The sequence below is a fragment of the Seonamhaeicola sp. ABD4_340 genome (genome assembly GCF_056312135.1).
In genome coordinates, this window is the sequence record NZ_CM149981.1 from 2,668,080 (window position 1) to 2,685,343 (window position 17,264).

The following is a 17,264-nucleotide window of genomic DNA, read 5'->3' on the forward strand; positions in this document are numbered from 1 at the left end:
GCATTGCGAATTCAACTCTCGTATTCGCAATTGTCGAGTATCCAATTTCAGTTTTACATTTTTCACATTTTCCGTAAACTTTCATTTGTTTTCGAGTTCGGTTTTATATGTTTTACAACGGTTCGTATATGGAAAGTTGCGTGTTTGTGAGCGGCGATTTTCCGGAGGAAAATCGGAAGCAAGCAAAGGAGCAATTTCCATATGTTTTAGGTAAAACTAGCAATTTTTTATATACAATGTTGGTTTTAGTGCTTTTTTTTGATTGAAAATCAGTCGGTAACCAAACCCGCTCAATTTATTTTTTTATCAGATTATGATTGGTTAATCCGCAAGGTTTTTTTAATCCACAAAAAGCTCAAAATCCGATTAATTTTTTTTATTCAGCAGAGTAGAAGTCCACTGTAAATTTTATTCATAATTTTAGGGTTTCCGCAACGTTTGTCAAAATCCGCACAGTTATTCACTCCAATTTTAGAGTTTTTAATCCGCAAAATTTTGAAACTCGACAGCAATCTTTTTCGGAATTATTTATCTTAAAATTCTAAAAAAAAAATTCGAATCTAAGCACCAGGCATTTTTCTAACCGCAAACTTGCTTCAGCATTGAAACCAACGGTTCGTATATGGAAAGTTGCGTGTTTGTGAGCGGCGATTTTCCGAAGGAAAATCGGAAGCAAGCAAACGGGAAATTTCCATTTGATTTAGGTAAAACTAGCAATTTTTTATATACAATGTTGGCAATAGTTTTATTCTTCGATTAGTGAATTTCTGTAATTTTTTCTACTTATTCCATTACCTATTTTCCATTTTCCATTAATTTTATAACAGGATTTTAAATGGATTTTATAATCTATATAATCGTATGTGAATTTTAAATAAATCTGAGCTCGTTCAACTTTGTTAAATTTATCATATTCGAAGTCAATATAATTTAGATTACATTTTGTTAAATCAATATTTTTTTTGTCAAAATAGTCAATCGTATATTTATAACTTTTTTTCAAATCAATAATACTATTATCATAGTTTTCTGTAAAATATCTAATTTTTGAAACCTTTCTTTTGGTTGGCCAATCTGAGTTCTCATAAACGTCTACATAATCTTTATATTTAGGAGAATATTTCAAAATACTATCTAAATTTTTAGTCTGTAGAAGTTTAAATATTTTCTCACCAAATTTTTCAATATTTTCATTTCCAAACGTTATTTTTTGTTCTTGTTTTTGGTCCGGGTTAGTATTTTGTTTGTCATAGTTACAAGATATTATTAATGATGTTAAAAGTAGGATTGTTAATTTTTTCATTGTTTTTGTTTAATTATTGCCAACGGTCTCGTATAACCGTCAGTTACGGATAAATATACGAAGTTTTTCGGTTTAGCACAGACGTTAGCAATTCCGAGTGGATTCGGACGTAGTCGAATCCGCCGTAATTGCGGTTATACATTGTTGGCAAACGTTTTATTTAAATTCATTATGAGTTTTTAGTACATTAGATTTTCGATATTCACCAATTTTCAGGAAATAATTGCCATTCGGTTTAATTATCACGAAACCGCCGTTGAGTCCGTCATATTTGAAAAATAATTCCCTGATTAAGTTATTTTTATCAACAATCCAATTAATTTTATTTCCGTGGTAATAGTGCAAGTCTTTAACTCTTTTGTTTATAATCCAAAAGTGATTAGATTGACCAAATTTAGCCAAATCATTTTCCATATTTCCGTAAAAGATGTCCCAAGGAACTTGATAGTTTTTTTTGTGTATTCTTGGGTCATTGTCAATGAAGTTTATGATAATTTTTTTGTCAAAATCTATTTCCTTGTCAGAAATATTATTTAGGTGATTTTTTAGGGTTTCATAATCCTCATTAACAAGTCTGTCAGTCAAATGACTTTTTACTTTAATTTGTGAGCCGTCAGGATTTTTTATTGTGTATAAATATGGTTCTTTCTCAATCAAACTATTAGAAGAAGAACATCCCATCATTGATATAATTAGGAAAATTTGTAGTAAGTTTTTCATAATGTTTGCCAACGGTTTTGTATATGAAAAGTAGCGGATTTTTTAACACGAACTTTTCGAATTATAACTGACCTTAAATTTATAAAATTCATTTTCGTTTAAGCCCTAAAACCGCTATTTTTTATATACGTTGTTGTGTTTTCGTACTTTATTTTCCGTTCTGCTGATAGCGTTGGCAAAGACATACTCTTTTGCAATTTTTGGCTTGTGTGTTGGCTGTAGCGAATTGCAAATGTGTATGGCTTTTAGCGTTGGCTTATTTCAGGTATATTTCGTCTTTCACATAACTTGCGTTTAACCAAAAACAATGTTTTGTGTATTCAGTCAATCCCGTTAATTTATCTGCAACAGGTAATTCATAAGTATCTGCTGCATTTCTTGCGTGTGGTCTAACGTGACTCACTTTATTTTCAGTTTTCTTTGGGAAATAAGTTTTCCTTACACCACTTTCAGTTACTTCTTTTACGATTTCTCCGTTTGAAACTGTTTTTACCATTTCTTCCCAAACATTTTTTGCTTCAAGAATATCAGAGTAAGGCATATTCCAAAATTTCACTTTTCTTAAAATTAAATTCTCTCCCTCAAATTGATAAAACACGAAGAAAAATTTACTTTCCAAAATGTTCTTAAAATCTGAATCTTCCCAATCTGTTTCTACAAGTTCTTGATATTCAAATGTAGGAAACGAAATATCTTCTTTTGGTAAGTCATTTTCTTTAAGTCGAATAGTTTTGACTTGAATATCGGCTTTTTCAAATTCCTCAATTTTTTGACCGAGTTGAAGACCAAGAATTGCATTTGTAAGATTTGCAAAATAACTTTTGGCTTTTTGATTTAATTCTAAACCTAATTCTTTTTCAATTTGTTCTGCGGATTTTCCATAAAATGGATGAAACTTTAGAATGACTATTTCTTCTATTGAGCGTACTTTTTCTAAAATTTCAGGTCGTTCAATTATTTTTCCATAAACAGCACTTTCCTCTTGAGCAATATTTGCAATTATGTGATTTACATAACCTTGTTTTAAAGAATAGGCTCTTTGTTTCGCTTTTTCTTCATTAAAGGGTTGATCTCTGAACGATTTTAAAGCGGTTGATCCTTTAGTACAAGCACCAAGATAAAAAGTGTCTCCTTCTGATAATTCGTGAGCTTTTCCATCTTTAATTTTTTGATTGATAAATTCCCAATCTTGCTTTATGATTTTTAAATCTTCATTTGGATACTGCCAACCGTCAACTAACTTTATTAAGTAGTCAAGTAAATCTAAATTTCTGTCGTGTAGATAGAATACTAACAGCAAATGTGCATTTTTCTTCCAAAAAGAACTAGTTTCAAACTCTTCTTTGTGAACTTCTAAATAGTTTATAATATTTAAAACAAGTCTTTCTTTTGAACGATATTCTCCATTTTTTAAAGTTTTTAAAGGACTTGATTTTAGTTCAATTCCTGCTTCTCTAAAATCTGGTTCTGCATCAGAATTGGGTTCGTAACCAAAATAGAATTTCTCTAAAATCTGACCAAAATTTCCCTTTCCTTTATAACCGTGTTTTTCAATTTCAACTCCACAAGCTTGTCTTAAAGTTTGGTTTTTAAGTTGTTTTGCAAATTCAATTATTGAATCTGCCGAAGTTATATCAAGCATATTCAAATTGGTTTATTTGTTTATAAAGTTCTTCTCCAATTTTTTCAATTATACCTACAACTAATGCATTTCCCATAAAAAAGGCTCGTTTAGTATCTGTAATTCCTTCCAATTTGGTGTGATTATCTGGAAACATATTTAATCTCTCTAATTCAATTGGTGTCAATCTTCTTAAACCTCTATCAGAAACAACTACGTGTTTAAACCTTGAAGGTGATTTTCCACCTTCTCCTGTTATTATTGTTCTTGAAGCATTATCTAGAGCATCAGGATAAATCATTCCGCCTTCACTATAATTGTATTCAAAACCTTCTTTTGTTTTTCTTTTTTCTTTTTTAGCACCTTTTAAATATTCCCATTTTGGTTTGTCGTTTTCATCAATGAAAAATTCAGGTGTTACTTCTCCGTTTTGTAATACGTCTGCTAAAACAGTTTTCTTTCCATCATAATTTGGCTCTGTTTTAGTTGTGTAAACTTTACCTTTTACGAGTAAACCTGTATTTTGAAAAGGTGATAATTTTCCATCTTTATTGAAATTATTGGTTATTTCTACTAAATCTCCTTTCAATTCAACTTCTTGAATTGAATTTGTTTTTGAAACAGGAAAAGCATTTGCAATTGTTCCTTCTTCTGTTAACCAATTTATTTTTTTTGATTTTTGAAGTCTTTTGTAAACTTCAGTTGATTTATGATAACCAATAAAGAAAACTCTACGTCTTCTTTGTGGCATTCCATATTCAGCTGCATTTATAACTCGCCATTCTACTGCATAACCTAAATCATTTAAACTTTGTAACATAACAGCAAAATCACGACCTCTTTGTTTTGCTGGTGATTTTAAAAGTCTATCAACATTTTCTAAAAACAGATATTTTGGCTTGTTCTTTTTGTTCTCTAAAATTTTATGAATTGACCACCAAAGAACACCTTTTTTACCTTTTAAACCTTTTGAATTATGCAATGTTGTGGCAACTGAATAATCTTGACAAGGAAAACCACCAACTAATAAATCGTGATCTGGAATTTCTTCTACATTTCTTGTTACTACTTCGTTTATATCTTCGTTAGAATGATTTTCATTTCCAAAGCGAGCTTCATAAACCATTGATGCGTGTTGCGTTTTGGTTGACGGTTCCCATTGATTACTCCAAACAACTTCGTAATTGCTTTTTTCAAGTCCAAGACGAAATCCTCCAACTCCTGCAAATAATTCTGCAACTTTCATTTTCTTATTTTCCATTTTCTTGAGCTTTATAATAGTTAATTTTTTCTTCTGCTACTTTTAATATTTCGGAAGTCGATTCCGTGTATTTTAGTTCGTCTGCAATTTTTTCCGAATACCAATTAATGATAAGTTCATTTTCGGGAAGTCCATAAAACTTTGCAAGTCTTACGATTTGTTCCATTGTCGGTTTTCTTTCGTTTTTCTCGAATTTGCTAATCAGAGATTGGTCAATATCTACTTCAGCCGCAACTTTTCGCAGTATTAATTCTTTTTCCTCTCTAGCACATTTTAAAGTGTCACCTAATGTTTTCATTGGTCAAAATTGTTTTAGACAAATATTGTCCAAATTTATAAAAACATTTTGGATATACAATTTTTAATTCAGATTATTTCGAGCGTTGGGAAATTTTAGCTCTTTTGGTTTTTAGAGCGTTGGAAATTAGGGTTGGCAAAAACCAAAAGTGCTAAAATATGCGGCTGGGTCAGTATGAAACACAACGGTTAACGGCTAGAAATTCGTTGCGGAAAAATCCGCAGGATTATTCCGCCGTATAACGAATTTAGTAAAAAGAAATGAATTTTCGGAAGAAAATTCAGTCGCAATGATTTTTAGCCAATGTTGTTTTTAGTAGCGGCCCACAAGAGTGAGCAGAGTCAGTTTGCGTGTCTGTTATTTTATCCGCAGCGTTTATTTAGTCGGCAATTTATTGGTCGGCTAAATTTTTATCCAAAACGTTAATTTTTAGCTTTCAGAATTAATTTTTTTTTTTTAATCCGCAACAGTAGTTTTTCGAGCAAAGTTTTAAATTTTAAAGAATCCGAGTGATTATCGGTTGCAGTTTTTTTTCAGCGTTTTGCTGAAAGTCGGTCGCAGTTGAGTGATCAAGTTTTAACCGGCATTTTGTGAATCGGATTTTTTTAAAGAGTTCGAGTGAGCGTCGGCCGCTATTGAAAGCAACGGTTTGGGCTATGGTTTCGTTGCGGAATGATTCGGCAGAATTATTCCGCCGTAAACCAGACATTGCAAACACGCAGGAATTTCCGCGAGGAAATTCCGCCGCAATGAACTATAGCCGTTGTTGTGTTTTAGTGCTTTTTTTATTTATAAGTTGTTTTAATTCAGTCCATTTTTTATCCATAAAATGAAAATTCGGCAATTTCAATTTCGATTCAATTCCGTTTGTCTCGTATAAAATCCGATTTCTTTTTATTCCAGTAATTTTGTCCAACTCAATTCGTTCAATTCCGTTTTTCAGATAAATATAGTTTTCGTCAAATTCAATTTCGTTTGGTTTGTCAAAAGTCCTTTTCATTAGAATCAGGACATAAACCACAAATAATGAACAGAATATAATCGCTCCAATTTTTTGAGTCCAAATGCTATAAATCAGAAATCCGATAACGACTATTAAACCGAATCGAGCTCCTAAATATTGAGCATAATGTAAACTTGTGTCAATTCGTTTTTTTGTCATTATTCTTTTTCGCTATAGTTTTTTCAGCATTAAACACAACTTATTTATATAAAGAACTTTTTTCCTACTTCAATAACCATTTGGTGTGCTATGCGGAATTTTTGGGTCTTTTTGTTACTTTTATATTTCCTCATTTTTAAAGGTGAAAATTCTTATATTAATGCAATGTAAGAATCATTTATAAATTATCAAACGGATTTTTAATGTTTCTAATACTAGTTTCAGAAACATGAGTGTAAATCATGGTTGTTTTTGGACTGCTATGGCCTAAAAGCTCTTGTATATATCTTATATCTGTGCCTTCTTCTAGTAAATGTGTAGCAAAACTATGCCTTAGCGTGTGTAGTGTTATTGGTTTTGTAATTCCAGATTTATATGCGGCCGATTTTAATATTTTTTGTGCACTTGAACTTGTATACTGCTGTCCGCTACTGCCTTCAAATAAATAATATGATGGTTTGTATTGTTGGTAATAAAGCCTTAATAATTCTAAAAAAGATGCTGATAATAGGGTATACCTGTCTTTTTTTCCTTTGGCACTTTTTATGTGTATTAACATGCGTTTACTGTCTATATCATTAACTTTTAAGTTGATGGCTTCACCTATGCGTAAGCCTGCAGAATATATTAAACTTAGTAAAGTTTTGTGTTTTAAATTGAAGGTATTATTAAAAATAAGTTTAACTTCGTCTGTACTTAAAACAGTGGGTAGTTTCTTTTCTTTTCTTGGTCGTTTAATATCAAGTGTTTCTAATTCATAGTTCTTATAATTTAAAAACTTTTTTATACCGTTTATGCATTGGTTTTGGTATGAAATTGATTTGTTAGGTTTCACTATAAAATCATAGTTAAATGCTTCAACTAAACGGGCAGAGTAGGTGTTTATACCTTTTAAATTGCTGTATCTTAAAAAAAACGTAGTTACTTCAATGTAAGTGTTTATGGTGTTTTTACTAAGTCTTTTTTCTTGCATCCATTTTTCAAATTTTAATAAATCAGATTGCTGATTATCTCGTAGCGCAGGAAGTTTTATTTCAGTAAAAATAGGTGCTTCAATGGTTTTTTTTACCGTTAAAGCAGAATAATCTACATAACAGTTTATAGCTCTTAAATGATCATAAATTAGACGTTTGTTTTCTGAAGAATATTCTAAATAAAATACCTTGTGGGTGTTACTCCATTTTACTTCATCTAACTTTTTTAGGTGAATTCTTAATTTGTAATTGTATTTAAACCTTACAGCTATTTGTTGGGTATTATTGTGTTGCAAGGGCGTAAGTTTAACTTCGTTCATCTTTTAAGGGCATAAAAAAATTATAACCTTTAAAGATAACTCTTACATTTTAAATTTCAAAATGAAGTTGATTATAAAAAAACTGTTTGAAAAAGATTTTTAAGATTTTAAATCTTTTTCAAACAGTTGATGTGTTTGTTTTATGAAGTTTTTTATTTAAACAGTATAAAAAAACTGTTCAGAAATAATTTGTGAGTTTTTAACCTCAAACACACAAATTTCTTCCATTTTAATGCGTTGTTTGTTTTTAAAAGTTACATCTAACAGCATTTTACTGCTAAAATGATTGCCTGCAACTAAAGGCTGTGTAACAGAGCAGTTGTGAATGGTTTCAACAGTGTTTAACCAATCATAGCTTTTTTGCATTACATTTTTTTTGCCTTTAGTAATTTCGGTATCTGGTCCACCCGGCATTTCTTTACATACAATAGTGTCTGCATAGAGCATTTCAGCACATTCAATAAGTTTTGTGTTATTACACATTTTAGCCCATAAATTGGCAACTTCTTGAGTATTCATAATTTTAAAGTTTTGTGCTAAAACAAATACTTATTTGTGTTAAGAACGGCCTTTTAAACGTTTTTCAATTTTCTGTTTAATAGCTGTTAAGCGTTTCATAATATCCATTAATTTAGGATCTTTGTTTTCTTTGTAAACATCATTAATATCTAATATAAGTGCTTTAACCTCGCGTGAAGATTCTATGCGTTCACTAGTGGTTTTAAAGGTGTGTTTACGTTGCTCAAATTCTAAAGCTTTATCTATCAGTGTCATATTCAAAATGCATTTTAGTTCAACTAACAATTTTTCAATTTTCGCAATATAATAAAATTGAACAAATTAACATTTTAAAGCTTTTTAATTAGGTAAATATTAACATTTTAAAGCTAAACTGCTTAAATTTTGTTAAAAGTTGAATTAAAATGACCCAAACAAATCATCTAACTTTTTAGTTCTGTAATTAAAAATTTCTTCAAGCTTAGGTTTTACTAAAACAGGTTGAACTAATTGACCAAGTAAACCAAATGGTATTTTATAATGAATAATGTCTTCCATTTCAATACCACCTTCAATTTCTTTTATAAAATGCTTATGATGCCATAATGCATAAGGGCCAAAGCGTTGTTCATCAACAAAATAATGTTTATCAATAACATGGGTTATTTCTGTAACCCATTTGGTTTTTATGCCTAAAACTGGTGTAACAATATATTCTATAATTTGGCCTGCATACATGGGTCTATCTGCTCCAGAAAGTATATTAAACCCCATATAATCTGGCGTTATGGTTTTTAAATTTTGTGGTGAAGATAAAAAATCCCAAGCCTCGTTTATAGTGGTTTTAAGGTTTTGTTTTTTATGGAGCGTGTAAATTTTCATAGTACTAATTATGTTAAACTAATGGTTTTCCTTTTAAGCGCTTTTCAACTTTACGTTTTATAGCTGTTAAGCGTTTCATGATATCCATTATTTTTTGATCTTTTTTTGCCTTATAAATTTTGTTTAAATCTAAAATTAAGGCTTTGGCTTCTCTAGAAATTTCAATTCTATCACTGTTTGATAAACCTCTCATTTTGCGTTGTTCAAACTCTAATGCTTTGTTAATTAATTCTAATTCCATAGTGTTAATTTTTAAGATAGTTTTGTAATTCTGCAATTTTTTCAGATGTATTAAATTTGCCACCATAATAGGCTGTAACCGTAGTTGATGTATCATCTTTTATGCCTCTAGAAGAAACACATAAGTGTTTAGCATCAATTATTACAGCTACATCTTCAGTGTTTAAAATGCTTTTAAGTTCATTGGCTATTTGGTTTGTTAAACGCTCTTGCACTTGTGGCCTTTTGGCATAATATTGTACAATTCTATTTAGTTTTGATAAGCCAATAACTTTACCAGATGATATATAGGCTACATGAGCTTTACCAATTATTGGTACAAAATGATGCTCACAATTTGAGTAGAATGTTATGTTTTTTTCAACCAACATTTGGTTGTACTGGTATTTATTATCAAACAATGCAACTTTAGGTTTATTTTCAGGATTTAAACCAGAGAAAATTTCATCAATATACATTTTGGCAACACGTTGCGGTGTTCCTTTTAGTGAGTCATCAGTTAAATCTAAGCCCATGACTTGCATAATTTCTTCAAAAAGTATGGCAATGCGCTCTTTTTTTTCGGTATCATTAAGTTTAAAAGCATCTTCACGTAACGGTGTTTCAATACTTGTAAATAAGTGCTCATCACCAATATCTTCAACCGTTAAACCGTTTAAATAATTGTTTTTAATTTCAAAATTTTCTTTTTGCATGGCTTCTTTTTTATGTGCTGTTTTAATAAAAATTGTACTAACCAAAGCACGTTTATACATCAAATATACAAAATGTTTAATGTTTATTAAAAAAGAATAAACAAAAAATGATATAGAGGTATAAGTAAACTCTATAATTAGCTTTTGTATTTTTTTAAAAGCATTATTGCTAATTATAATGGGTACAGTTTTTTAAGGTTTTATTAACAAATACAGTTGTTTTAATAGTTAATTTTGAATTGTGAACATAAACAATCAAAACAAATGAAAAAGTTAGTATTATTATTTGTAGCCTTTGCAACGTTAACAGTTGTAAATGCACAAGTTGAAACGCCTCAACCAAGTCCGTCTGCCACTTTAAAACAAAAAGTAGGTTTAACAGATGTAACTATTGAATATTCTAGACCAGGCGTAAAAGGAAGAACCATTTTTGGTGGTTTAGAGCCATGGGGAACTATTTGGAGAACAGGTGCCAACAAAAACACTACAATTACCTTTAGTGATGATGTAACCTTTGCAGGACAAGAAGTTAAAGCCGGTACATATGCTATTTTTACAAAACTTAACTCTGCAAAACAATGGGATATTATGTTGTATGCAGATACAAACAACTGGGGAACACCACAAAATTGGGACGACAGCAAAGTAGTTGCCACCGCAAAAACCGAAGTACACGAAGTGCCTTTTAATGTAGAAACCATGGCAATAGATGTAAACAACATTAAAAATGATAGCGCTGTTTTAGAAATTATTTGGGAAAAATCATACGCAGCAGTACCATTCACCGTACCAACCGATGCAAAAGTTTCTGCAAATATTGATGGTGTAATGAACGGACCAACTGCCGATGATTATTTTGCATCTGCCGTGTATTATTTAGAAGCGGGAAAAGACATAAAAACTGCCGAAAAATGGATTGACAAAGCTGTTGAAATGAATAAAGCAAATCCTAAATTTTGGGTTATTCACCAACAAGCCTTAATAAAAGCCAAAGCTGGCGATAAAAAAGGCGCTATTGTAGCTGCAAAATCATCATTAGCATTAGCAAAAGCAGCAAAATATGATGCCTATATTAGAAAAAACGAAGAAGTTTTAAAACAATGGGGCGCATTGTAAAAGCAAAAAAAGAAAAAGTAAATTTTAAAAGCGAAGCTAATTTAGTTTCGCTTTTTTATTTTTAATTAGGGCGTTACCCTAACGGGTCGCGCTTTCCGCTTGTAGTTTTAGCTCGTACCTCACTAAAAGCTATCGCTGCAATCGCTAACGCACATGTTTGTGGTGTTGTTTTATTATAAAATGTAATAAGCGCTTTCTAGTTATTCTTTTCCTAATTTTTTCACTTCATAAAAAAGTAAAAAAAATTAATACTCTAAGTTTATATTGTTTCTAACCTTATCAAGAAGCGATATAAGTTGTTGGCTAAATTCAAAAGTCATAATATCACTTTCCGTTTTACCAGCTCTAATTAGGTTATTAAAATGTATAGCTTCAAAATTATAGCCAATGGTATTGTAATTAAAATCTTTAACGGTTTCATTACCATTTTTTATAATTGATACCGTTGTTGGCTTATGAAATTGCGTGTTTATTTTAATTGTAGCCTGTTCACAATAAAAAATAGCTTCGGTTTTAGTATCTTCAATTAAAGTACTTTTTAATGAAGCCGTAACACCTTCATTGTAAACAAAGGTCATGTGGCATGAAGCATCTGCGCCATTATCAAAAAAAGACGCATTAGCAATAATATCTTCAGGGTTACCTAGTGTTGACAGTGCTGCAAAAATGGGGTATATGCCAATATCTAGCAAGCTTCCGCCACCCAAATTTTTATTAAAAAGTCTAGAATCATTATTAAAAATGCGGTAAAAACCAAAATCGGCTTCAAGTTTTAAAAGCTTTCCGTAGGTTTCAGTTTTAATGAGGTTAGCAGTGTATTGGTAGTGTGGTAAAAAGGCTGTCCAGAGAGCTTCCATTAAAAGCGTATTTTTTGCTTTAGCTTTAGAAATCATGGTGTTAACCTCGCTAATACTCATAGCAAAAGGCTTTTCGCATAAAACAGCAATACCATGTTCTAAACAAAGTAGTGTGTTTTCTTTGTGTAATGCATGTGGTGTAGCAATGTAAACAGCATCAATATTAGGGTCTTTTGCTAAAGCCTCATAACTATTATAGGCTTTTACAGCGTTGTATTTTTTTGCAAATTCATTGGCTTTGGCTTGGTTTCTAGAGCCTACAGCGTATAACCTTGCATCTTTAATGGTTAGTAAATCTGTTGCAAATTTGTTGGCAATACTTCCTAGGCCAATAATGCCCCAATTAATGGTTTTGTGCTGTTTTGTTGTCATTAATATTAAACATTTGAAGTAATATGGCTATGGTTATTACAATTAAGCAACCTACAAAATTTAGCCATAAAAATGGAAGGTTAATAATTTCGTATTCATTTAAAAAATATAGTGCAATTACTAATATTTGGGTAACAATAGCGCCAAAAAATACGGCATTACTTTTAACAAACTTAAAAAAGAAAGCTAACAAAAATACCCCTAAAACATTACCATAAAATATAGAGCCAATAATATTTACTAACTGAATTAAATTTTCGGCAAGATTAGCAACACACGCCACACCAATGGCTAAAATTCCCCAAGTAAAAGTAAACCAACGTGAGGCTTTAACTTTTTGCTCTTCGGTTTTATTGCCAGTATTTCTAATGTATAAATCTATTGTTGTGGTAGAGCCTAAAGCATTTAATTCACTAGCGGTGCTAGACATGGCTGCACTTAAAATAACAGCCAAAAGCAAGCCTATGAGTCCGCGTGGTAGGTTATTCAAAATAAAATGAATAAAAACATAATCTTTATCATTACTTTCAACTTTAATATCTTGTGTTTTTCCTGCTTTATCAATTAAAATTTTAGCTTCTTCGCGTAATTCGTTGTGTGCATTGTTAGCTATAGATAAATAACCTTTAGCATTTGGGTTTTCATCGTTAATAAACGCTTTTATAAGTGTTTGTTTATCATTAAAAATTTTGGCTTGTTCGGTTTGTAAGGCTTTGTATTCTTCAGCATATTCGGAATTTAAAACAACTTCTGTTGCGGTAGGATTAAAATTAATGGGCGCTTTATTAAATTGATAAAAAACAAACACCATAACACCCACTAAAAGAATAAAAAACTGCATGGGTACTTTTAATAATCCGTTAAAAATAAGACCTAATTGCATTTCCTTTACAGATTTGCCCGATAGGTAACGTTGCACTTGGCTTTGGTCTGTGCCAAAATACGATAGCATTAAAAACGTACCACCAATAATACCGCTCCAAAATGTATATCTATTATTTAAACTGAAAGAGAAATCTAAAATGTTCATTTTTCCGCTAGCACCAGCAATACTTAAAGCTTTACTAAAAGTTATGTCTTCGGGAAGTTTACTGAAAATTATAAAAAAGGCCGTTAACATACCAAAGAAAATAACAACCATTTGGTGTTTTTGTGTAACGTTAACAGCGCGCGTTCCGCCAGAAACTGTGTAAATTATTACTAATAAACCAATTGAAATATTTAGTGTTAATAAATCCCAACCTAATACAACCGATAGAATTATGGCCGGTGCAAAAATGGTAATACCTGCTGCTAAACCACGTTGAATTAAAAATAGAATAGCAGTTAGGGTTCTGGTTTTTAAGTCGAATCTACTTTCTAAAAATTCATAAGCGGTATAAACTTTTAGCTTGTGGTACAACGGAATAAACACCATACAAATTACTACCATGGCTATGGGTAAGCCAAAGTAAAATTGCACAAAACCCATACCGTCATTAAAAGCTTGTCCTGGTGTAGATAGAAATGTAATAGCACTGGCTTGTGTAGCCATAACAGACAAGCCAATAGTCCACCATTTAGATTTGTTACCGCCTCTTAAATAGTCTTTTACGTTTTTACTTCCTCTTGTTTGCCAAGTGCCGTAAGCAACTATTAAAAAAAGTGTAATGCTTAAAACCGTCCAATCTATCCAACTTAATTGCATATTAAAAGGCTTTCATTATTAAGTAAAACAATATAAAATATACGGCATTAGCTATTAAAACCAAAGAGTATAACTTTAGCCATGGTTGTTTGGGTTGGTTGTTGTCTTGCATTATTAGTGTTTTATTTTGGCTTCTAATTTTAAATCGTCTTTACCTAATGATAGCATATTGGCAAACAATCTGTAAGCACCCGAAATACCCGCAGGAAACTCTCTAAAAAAGCTTAAACCTGTATAAATATAATGGCCTTTACCGTATTTGGCAACAAGTAAACTACCGTTTTTAGGACTTTCGTTTTTATCGTGCATTGATAGAATAGGGGTAAACTCCTTTGCCCAATTATTTGGAAAATACAAGCCACGTTCTTGTGTCCACCCTTCAAAATCTTTTTGGGTTATTTTATTTGGAAAATTTAATACTTCGTGTTGCGGATTTAAAAACGTAACTTTAGCATTTTCATCGGTTACTCTATCGCGTGATAATGTTAAATCATAAGGCGCTAACTGTTTGGTTTTTAATCTGTGTGATGTGTTGTATTGCACAATCATATTGCCGCCTTTGGCCACAAAATCAAAAAGCGTTTGTTGTTTAAAATCTAACTCATCTAAGGTGTTGTAAGCTCTAATGCCAACAACAACAGCATCAAAATTGCTTAATAATTCGGCGGTGATTTCTTCGGTTTTAATAATACGAACGTTGTAGCCAATTTGCTCTAAACTTTCAGGAACCACATCGCCAGCACCTTGAATGTACGCAATATTTTCACCACGTTTTTTTATGTTTAATCTAACAACTTTACTTTCGCTTGGTAATAAAACGGTTTGGTGTGGTATGTGTTCATAACTTATATCAATAAGTTCTTTGGTGTAACTTTTGTCTCCAACATGCACAATAGGACTTATAAAACCTTCGCTTTCATTTTTTGGCGGAATAATAGTAAATACTAAGGTTTGCGCTTCGCCTTTATGCTTTATATTAATTTTTTGATTTTTTGGAAACACGCTCCAACCATCTGGATGGCATACTTCAACATGGCCCTCTAAATCATCTTTTCCGGCTTTTACAATTACAGATACATCGTGTTGCTTGTTATTGTTGAAAATGATGACTTTTTCTGATATTTTAGCTGAAGCTTCAGGAATAATTTCAAACGGACGATACAGTTCGCCTTTATCTGGTTTTGAATATCGATGCACAACATCTTTTTCAAAATTAATGGTGTAACCATCAAAATCTACTTCAAAATTGGCTTGAAGCGCTCTTTTGGTTTCGGGGTTTCCAATTATTGTTTTATCATCAACCTTGTACATGCCTAAACTTCCTTTTTCATTTAACCAATACGCATTAGTTGTAGCTGTGTTTTTAGGTATAATACTGTTAAAAGTATAGGTGAATTTTTTATTGTTTTGAAGTGAAACATCGGTATGTTCTGCTTGGTTTAATGGCGAAATGCTAATGTTTTTAAGTGTAATATTTGCCGTACTTCGGTTTAAGGCTTCAATGTCTATTTTAACATTGTTATTGGCTGCAATAGCAGGTGTAGATGCCGATGCTTCTAAATATAAACCAGCACACATTTCAATAATACGTTTAAGTTCTTTGGTTTTTATAGTTTTCCAATGTTGATTTTCTATATTTTGAAGCAGTTTGAAAGCGTTTATTAACGCAGGTAAATGTGCTGAAGGATTAGTGAAATTAAAGTTATTTTCAATTTCGTATAAGATAGCTCCAATAGCTTTGCCGCCTTTAACACGGTTCCAAGAGGTATCAACACCCGAAAAAATATCATTATTTTCAACAGGTTCACCTTTAATTAATTCAACATATTCTTCTTTTGATCCGCGTTGTGATAATCTGCCAAATCCTTGGCATAAATGCTGGCTACTAGCAAGTGCTGCCACCTCATTATTTGACAAGCCTTTTAACGGATAATATACACCAATATCAAAATGAAGCATGTTGCTTTTGTCTACTTTATCAAATTTTTCTTGGCTACCATAAAACCACCAATTAGTATTAAAAAACAAGCGTTTAGGTTGCCATGTGCTTGTATATTGTAATAATTCTGGGAATGCATTTTTATTAGCAGCCAAATCAAAAGCTTCAAAACTTAACATAGCCGATGTTGTGTGGTGTCCGTGTGTTGTGCCCGGTGTTCTGTGGTCAAACCTGTTTATAATTACATCGGGTTTAAATTTTCTAATAGCCAAAACAACATCACTTAAAACTTGTTTTTCGTCCCAAATAGACAAGGTTTCTTCAGGGTGTTTTGAGTAACCAAAATCATTAGCTCTAGAGAATATTTGCTCGCCACCATCTACACGTCTTGCTGCCAGTAATTCTTGGGTTCTTATAACGCCTAAAAGCTCTCTAATTTCTGGTCCAATTAGGTTTTGGCCGCCATCACCACGTGTTAAAGAAAGGTAAGCAGTACGCGCTTTAACTTGGTTAGCCATGTATGCAATTAACCGTGTGTTTTCATCATCGGGGTGAGCTGCAACATACAATACAGAACCTAAAAAGTTTAGTTTTTGAATAGATTCATAAATTTGTGTAGATGTTGGTGTTTGTGGTTTTTGCGCGTTTATTTTTAACACGCTAATACTTAATGAAATGTATAAAAAAAAGAATATGCGTTTTGGCATGATGTGAATTTTTGCTCAGCCAAATATAAAAAACAAACCAGCGCTAGGGCTGGTTTTAAATTTTATTTAACGGTTTTGTAAAACTTTTAAATACCCTTTTTATATTTTTTTTGAGTATTAATGAATAGTTTTTTCTGGCTCTGCAGGAATTAATGGTGCATTACCGTAGTTGAAAAATTGTTGTTGAATAGAATCCATATACTTCATCATGTTGTTTATATGGTTGTTATTTTCAAACTGATTAAAAAAGAACTTTGGATGTTTTAAGTTATTAAATGTAGAATCTTCTTCAAAAAAATCTTCAAAATACGAATATTTAAAAATTGAGTTTTCAGATATGAGCTTTCCAAATTTTTGGTGTAAACTATCGTGTAATTTTTCATGTGATGAATAGCTGTAACTGTAAACAGAATCATAGCGTTTTAGGTTGCCAAATTCATCAAACTCTTTATTTACTGTAATGTTTTCTTTGGGTTTGTTTTCGGTTTTGTTTTTTTGCTTGGTTTGTGCTGAACAATTAAAAAATAACAGACAAAACAAGGGTATAATTTTTAGTGTTTTCATCTTTATATATTTTTTGAATTATACATAATAAGTTATGCGTTTATATAT

17 protein-coding genes are annotated in these 17,264 nt (G+C 31.4%); 1 reads left to right on the top strand and 16 read right to left on the bottom strand.

Annotation, left to right across the window (positions count from 1 at the left end; all coding sequences use genetic code 11):
* Nucleotides 1–745 precede the first annotated feature (745 nt).
* The 12 genes from ACYX4H_RS11555 to folE all read right to left on the bottom strand — a co-directional run bounded on the left by ACYX4H_RS11555 (nucleotide 746) and on the right by folE (nucleotide 9,974).
* Nucleotides 746–1,303: a hypothetical protein gene (locus tag ACYX4H_RS11555; protein ID WP_476236415.1), complete on the bottom strand. Its 558-nt coding sequence runs from the start codon at nucleotides 1,301–1,303 to the stop codon at nucleotides 746–748.
* A gap of 156 nt (nucleotides 1,304–1,459) precedes the next feature.
* Nucleotides 1,460–2,023, bottom strand: coding sequence for a hypothetical protein (locus ACYX4H_RS11560; RefSeq protein ID WP_476236416.1), 564 nt, complete (start codon nucleotides 2,021–2,023; stop codon nucleotides 1,460–1,462).
* A gap of 256 nt (nucleotides 2,024–2,279) precedes the next feature.
* A complete protein-coding gene (locus tag ACYX4H_RS11565; protein ID WP_476236418.1) occupies nucleotides 2,280–3,665 on the bottom strand; it encodes a Sau3AI family type II restriction endonuclease in 1,386 nt (461 codons plus the stop codon).
* The gene (locus tag ACYX4H_RS11570) at nucleotides 3,658–4,905 is read right to left on the bottom strand and encodes a DNA cytosine methyltransferase (RefSeq protein ID WP_144710226.1); all 1,248 of its coding nucleotides are present in this window, start codon (nucleotides 4,903–4,905) and stop codon (nucleotides 3,658–3,660) included. Before ACYX4H_RS11570 ends, ACYX4H_RS11565 begins: the two co-directional genes overlap by 8 nt.
* A complete protein-coding gene (locus ACYX4H_RS11575) occupies nucleotides 4,895–5,203 on the bottom strand; it encodes a helix-turn-helix domain-containing protein (protein WP_092205614.1) in 309 nt (102 codons plus the stop codon). Before ACYX4H_RS11575 ends, ACYX4H_RS11570 begins: the two co-directional genes overlap by 11 nt.
* A 754-nt stretch (nucleotides 5,204–5,957) precedes the next feature.
* On the bottom strand, nucleotides 5,958–6,365 hold the full coding sequence (locus ACYX4H_RS11580; protein WP_476236420.1) for a hypothetical protein: 408 nt from the start codon (nucleotides 6,363–6,365) through the stop codon (nucleotides 5,958–5,960).
* Nucleotides 6,366–6,543: 178 nt separating this feature from the next.
* The gene (locus tag ACYX4H_RS11585; RefSeq protein ID WP_476236421.1) at nucleotides 6,544–7,659 is read right to left on the bottom strand and encodes a tyrosine-type recombinase/integrase; all 1,116 of its coding nucleotides are present in this window, start codon (nucleotides 7,657–7,659) and stop codon (nucleotides 6,544–6,546) included.
* A 156-nt stretch (nucleotides 7,660–7,815) separates the two neighbouring features.
* On the bottom strand, nucleotides 7,816–8,178 hold the full coding sequence (locus ACYX4H_RS11590) for a SnoaL-like domain-containing protein (RefSeq protein WP_476236422.1): 363 nt from the start codon (nucleotides 8,176–8,178) through the stop codon (nucleotides 7,816–7,818).
* Between the two features lie 39 nt (nucleotides 8,179–8,217).
* A complete protein-coding gene (locus ACYX4H_RS11595) occupies nucleotides 8,218–8,433 on the bottom strand; it encodes a hypothetical protein (protein ID WP_147130240.1) in 216 nt (71 codons plus the stop codon).
* A gap of 144 nt (nucleotides 8,434–8,577) precedes the next feature.
* A complete protein-coding gene (locus ACYX4H_RS11600) occupies nucleotides 8,578–9,039 on the bottom strand; it encodes an SRPBCC family protein (protein WP_476236424.1) in 462 nt (153 codons plus the stop codon).
* A gap of 13 nt (nucleotides 9,040–9,052) precedes the next feature.
* A complete protein-coding gene (locus tag ACYX4H_RS11605) occupies nucleotides 9,053–9,280 on the bottom strand; it encodes a hypothetical protein (RefSeq protein ID WP_475295942.1) in 228 nt (75 codons plus the stop codon).
* Nucleotides 9,281–9,284: 4 nt separating this feature from the next.
* Complete coding sequence (gene folE, locus ACYX4H_RS11610; RefSeq protein WP_476238662.1) at nucleotides 9,285–9,974, bottom strand: GTP cyclohydrolase I FolE; 690 nt, start codon at nucleotides 9,972–9,974, stop codon at nucleotides 9,285–9,287.
* Nucleotides 9,975–10,238: 264 nt separating this feature from the next.
* Here folE and ACYX4H_RS11615 point away from each other — a divergent pair, with 264 nt between their 5' ends.
* Nucleotides 10,239–11,090 (top strand): DUF2911 domain-containing protein, encoded by an 852-nt coding sequence (locus tag ACYX4H_RS11615; protein WP_476236425.1) that lies wholly within the window; start codon nucleotides 10,239–10,241, stop codon nucleotides 11,088–11,090.
* Between the two features lie 245 nt (nucleotides 11,091–11,335).
* Here the strand turns inward: ACYX4H_RS11615 and ACYX4H_RS11620 are convergent, their stop codons facing one another.
* From ACYX4H_RS11620 to ACYX4H_RS11635, 4 genes are all read right to left on the bottom strand, one after another.
* Nucleotides 11,336–12,319: a Gfo/Idh/MocA family protein gene (locus tag ACYX4H_RS11620; RefSeq protein ID WP_476236426.1), complete on the bottom strand. Its 984-nt coding sequence runs from the start codon at nucleotides 12,317–12,319 to the stop codon at nucleotides 11,336–11,338.
* The gene (locus tag ACYX4H_RS11625; protein WP_476236428.1) at nucleotides 12,291–14,006 is read right to left on the bottom strand and encodes a sodium:solute symporter family protein; all 1,716 of its coding nucleotides are present in this window, start codon (nucleotides 14,004–14,006) and stop codon (nucleotides 12,291–12,293) included. The genes ACYX4H_RS11620 and ACYX4H_RS11625 overlap by 29 nt, the downstream gene beginning before the upstream one ends.
* Before the next feature lie 114 nt (nucleotides 14,007–14,120).
* Nucleotides 14,121–16,652 carry a PIG-L family deacetylase gene (locus ACYX4H_RS11630; protein WP_476236430.1) on the bottom strand — a complete coding sequence of 844 codons (2,532 nt, stop codon included), beginning with the start codon at nucleotides 16,650–16,652 and terminating at the stop codon, nucleotides 14,121–14,123.
* Between the two features lie 117 nt (nucleotides 16,653–16,769).
* Nucleotides 16,770–17,216: a hypothetical protein gene (locus ACYX4H_RS11635; RefSeq protein WP_476236431.1), complete on the bottom strand. Its 447-nt coding sequence runs from the start codon at nucleotides 17,214–17,216 to the stop codon at nucleotides 16,770–16,772.
* Nucleotides 17,217–17,264: the final 48 nt, after the last annotated feature.

Excerpts from the sequence above, each read along its gene's own strand:
- ACYX4H_RS11605 (WP_475295942.1), bottom strand. The coding sequence starts at position 9,280 with ATGGAATTAGAATTAATTAACAAAGCATTAGAGTTTGAACAACGCAAA.
- ACYX4H_RS11590 (WP_476236422.1), bottom strand. The coding sequence starts at position 8,178 with ATGAATACTCAAGAAGTTGCCAATTTATGGGCTAAAATGTGTAATAAC.
- folE (WP_476238662.1), bottom strand. The coding sequence starts at position 9,974 with ATGCAAAAAGAAAATTTTGAAATTAAAAACAATTATTTAAACGGTTTA.
- ACYX4H_RS11575 (WP_092205614.1), bottom strand. The coding sequence starts at position 5,203 with ATGAAAACATTAGGTGACACTTTAAAATGTGCTAGAGAGGAAAAAGAA.
- ACYX4H_RS11635 (WP_476236431.1), bottom strand. The coding sequence starts at position 17,216 with ATGAAAACACTAAAAATTATACCCTTGTTTTGTCTGTTATTTTTTAAT.
- ACYX4H_RS11570 (WP_144710226.1), bottom strand. The coding sequence starts at position 4,905 with ATGGAAAATAAGAAAATGAAAGTTGCAGAATTATTTGCAGGAGTTGGA.
- ACYX4H_RS11620 (WP_476236426.1), bottom strand. The coding sequence starts at position 12,319 with ATGACAACAAAACAGCACAAAACCATTAATTGGGGCATTATTGGCCTA.
- ACYX4H_RS11625 (WP_476236428.1), bottom strand. The coding sequence starts at position 14,006 with ATGCAATTAAGTTGGATAGATTGGACGGTTTTAAGCATTACACTTTTT.
- ACYX4H_RS11595 (WP_147130240.1), bottom strand. The coding sequence starts at position 8,433 with ATGACACTGATAGATAAAGCTTTAGAATTTGAGCAACGTAAACACACC.
- ACYX4H_RS11555 (WP_476236415.1), bottom strand. The coding sequence starts at position 1,303 with ATGAAAAAATTAACAATCCTACTTTTAACATCATTAATAATATCTTGT.
- ACYX4H_RS11600 (WP_476236424.1), bottom strand. The coding sequence starts at position 9,039 with ATGAAAATTTACACGCTCCATAAAAAACAAAACCTTAAAACCACTATA.
- ACYX4H_RS11630 (WP_476236430.1), bottom strand. The coding sequence starts at position 16,652 with ATGCCAAAACGCATATTCTTTTTTTTATACATTTCATTAAGTATTAGC.
- ACYX4H_RS11560 (WP_476236416.1), bottom strand. The coding sequence starts at position 2,023 with ATGAAAAACTTACTACAAATTTTCCTAATTATATCAATGATGGGATGT.
- ACYX4H_RS11615 (WP_476236425.1), top strand. The coding sequence starts at position 10,239 with ATGAAAAAGTTAGTATTATTATTTGTAGCCTTTGCAACGTTAACAGTT.
- ACYX4H_RS11580 (WP_476236420.1), bottom strand. The coding sequence starts at position 6,365 with ATGACAAAAAAACGAATTGACACAAGTTTACATTATGCTCAATATTTA.
- ACYX4H_RS11585 (WP_476236421.1), bottom strand. The coding sequence starts at position 7,659 with ATGAACGAAGTTAAACTTACGCCCTTGCAACACAATAATACCCAACAA.
- ACYX4H_RS11565 (WP_476236418.1), bottom strand. The coding sequence starts at position 3,665 with ATGCTTGATATAACTTCGGCAGATTCAATAATTGAATTTGCAAAACAA.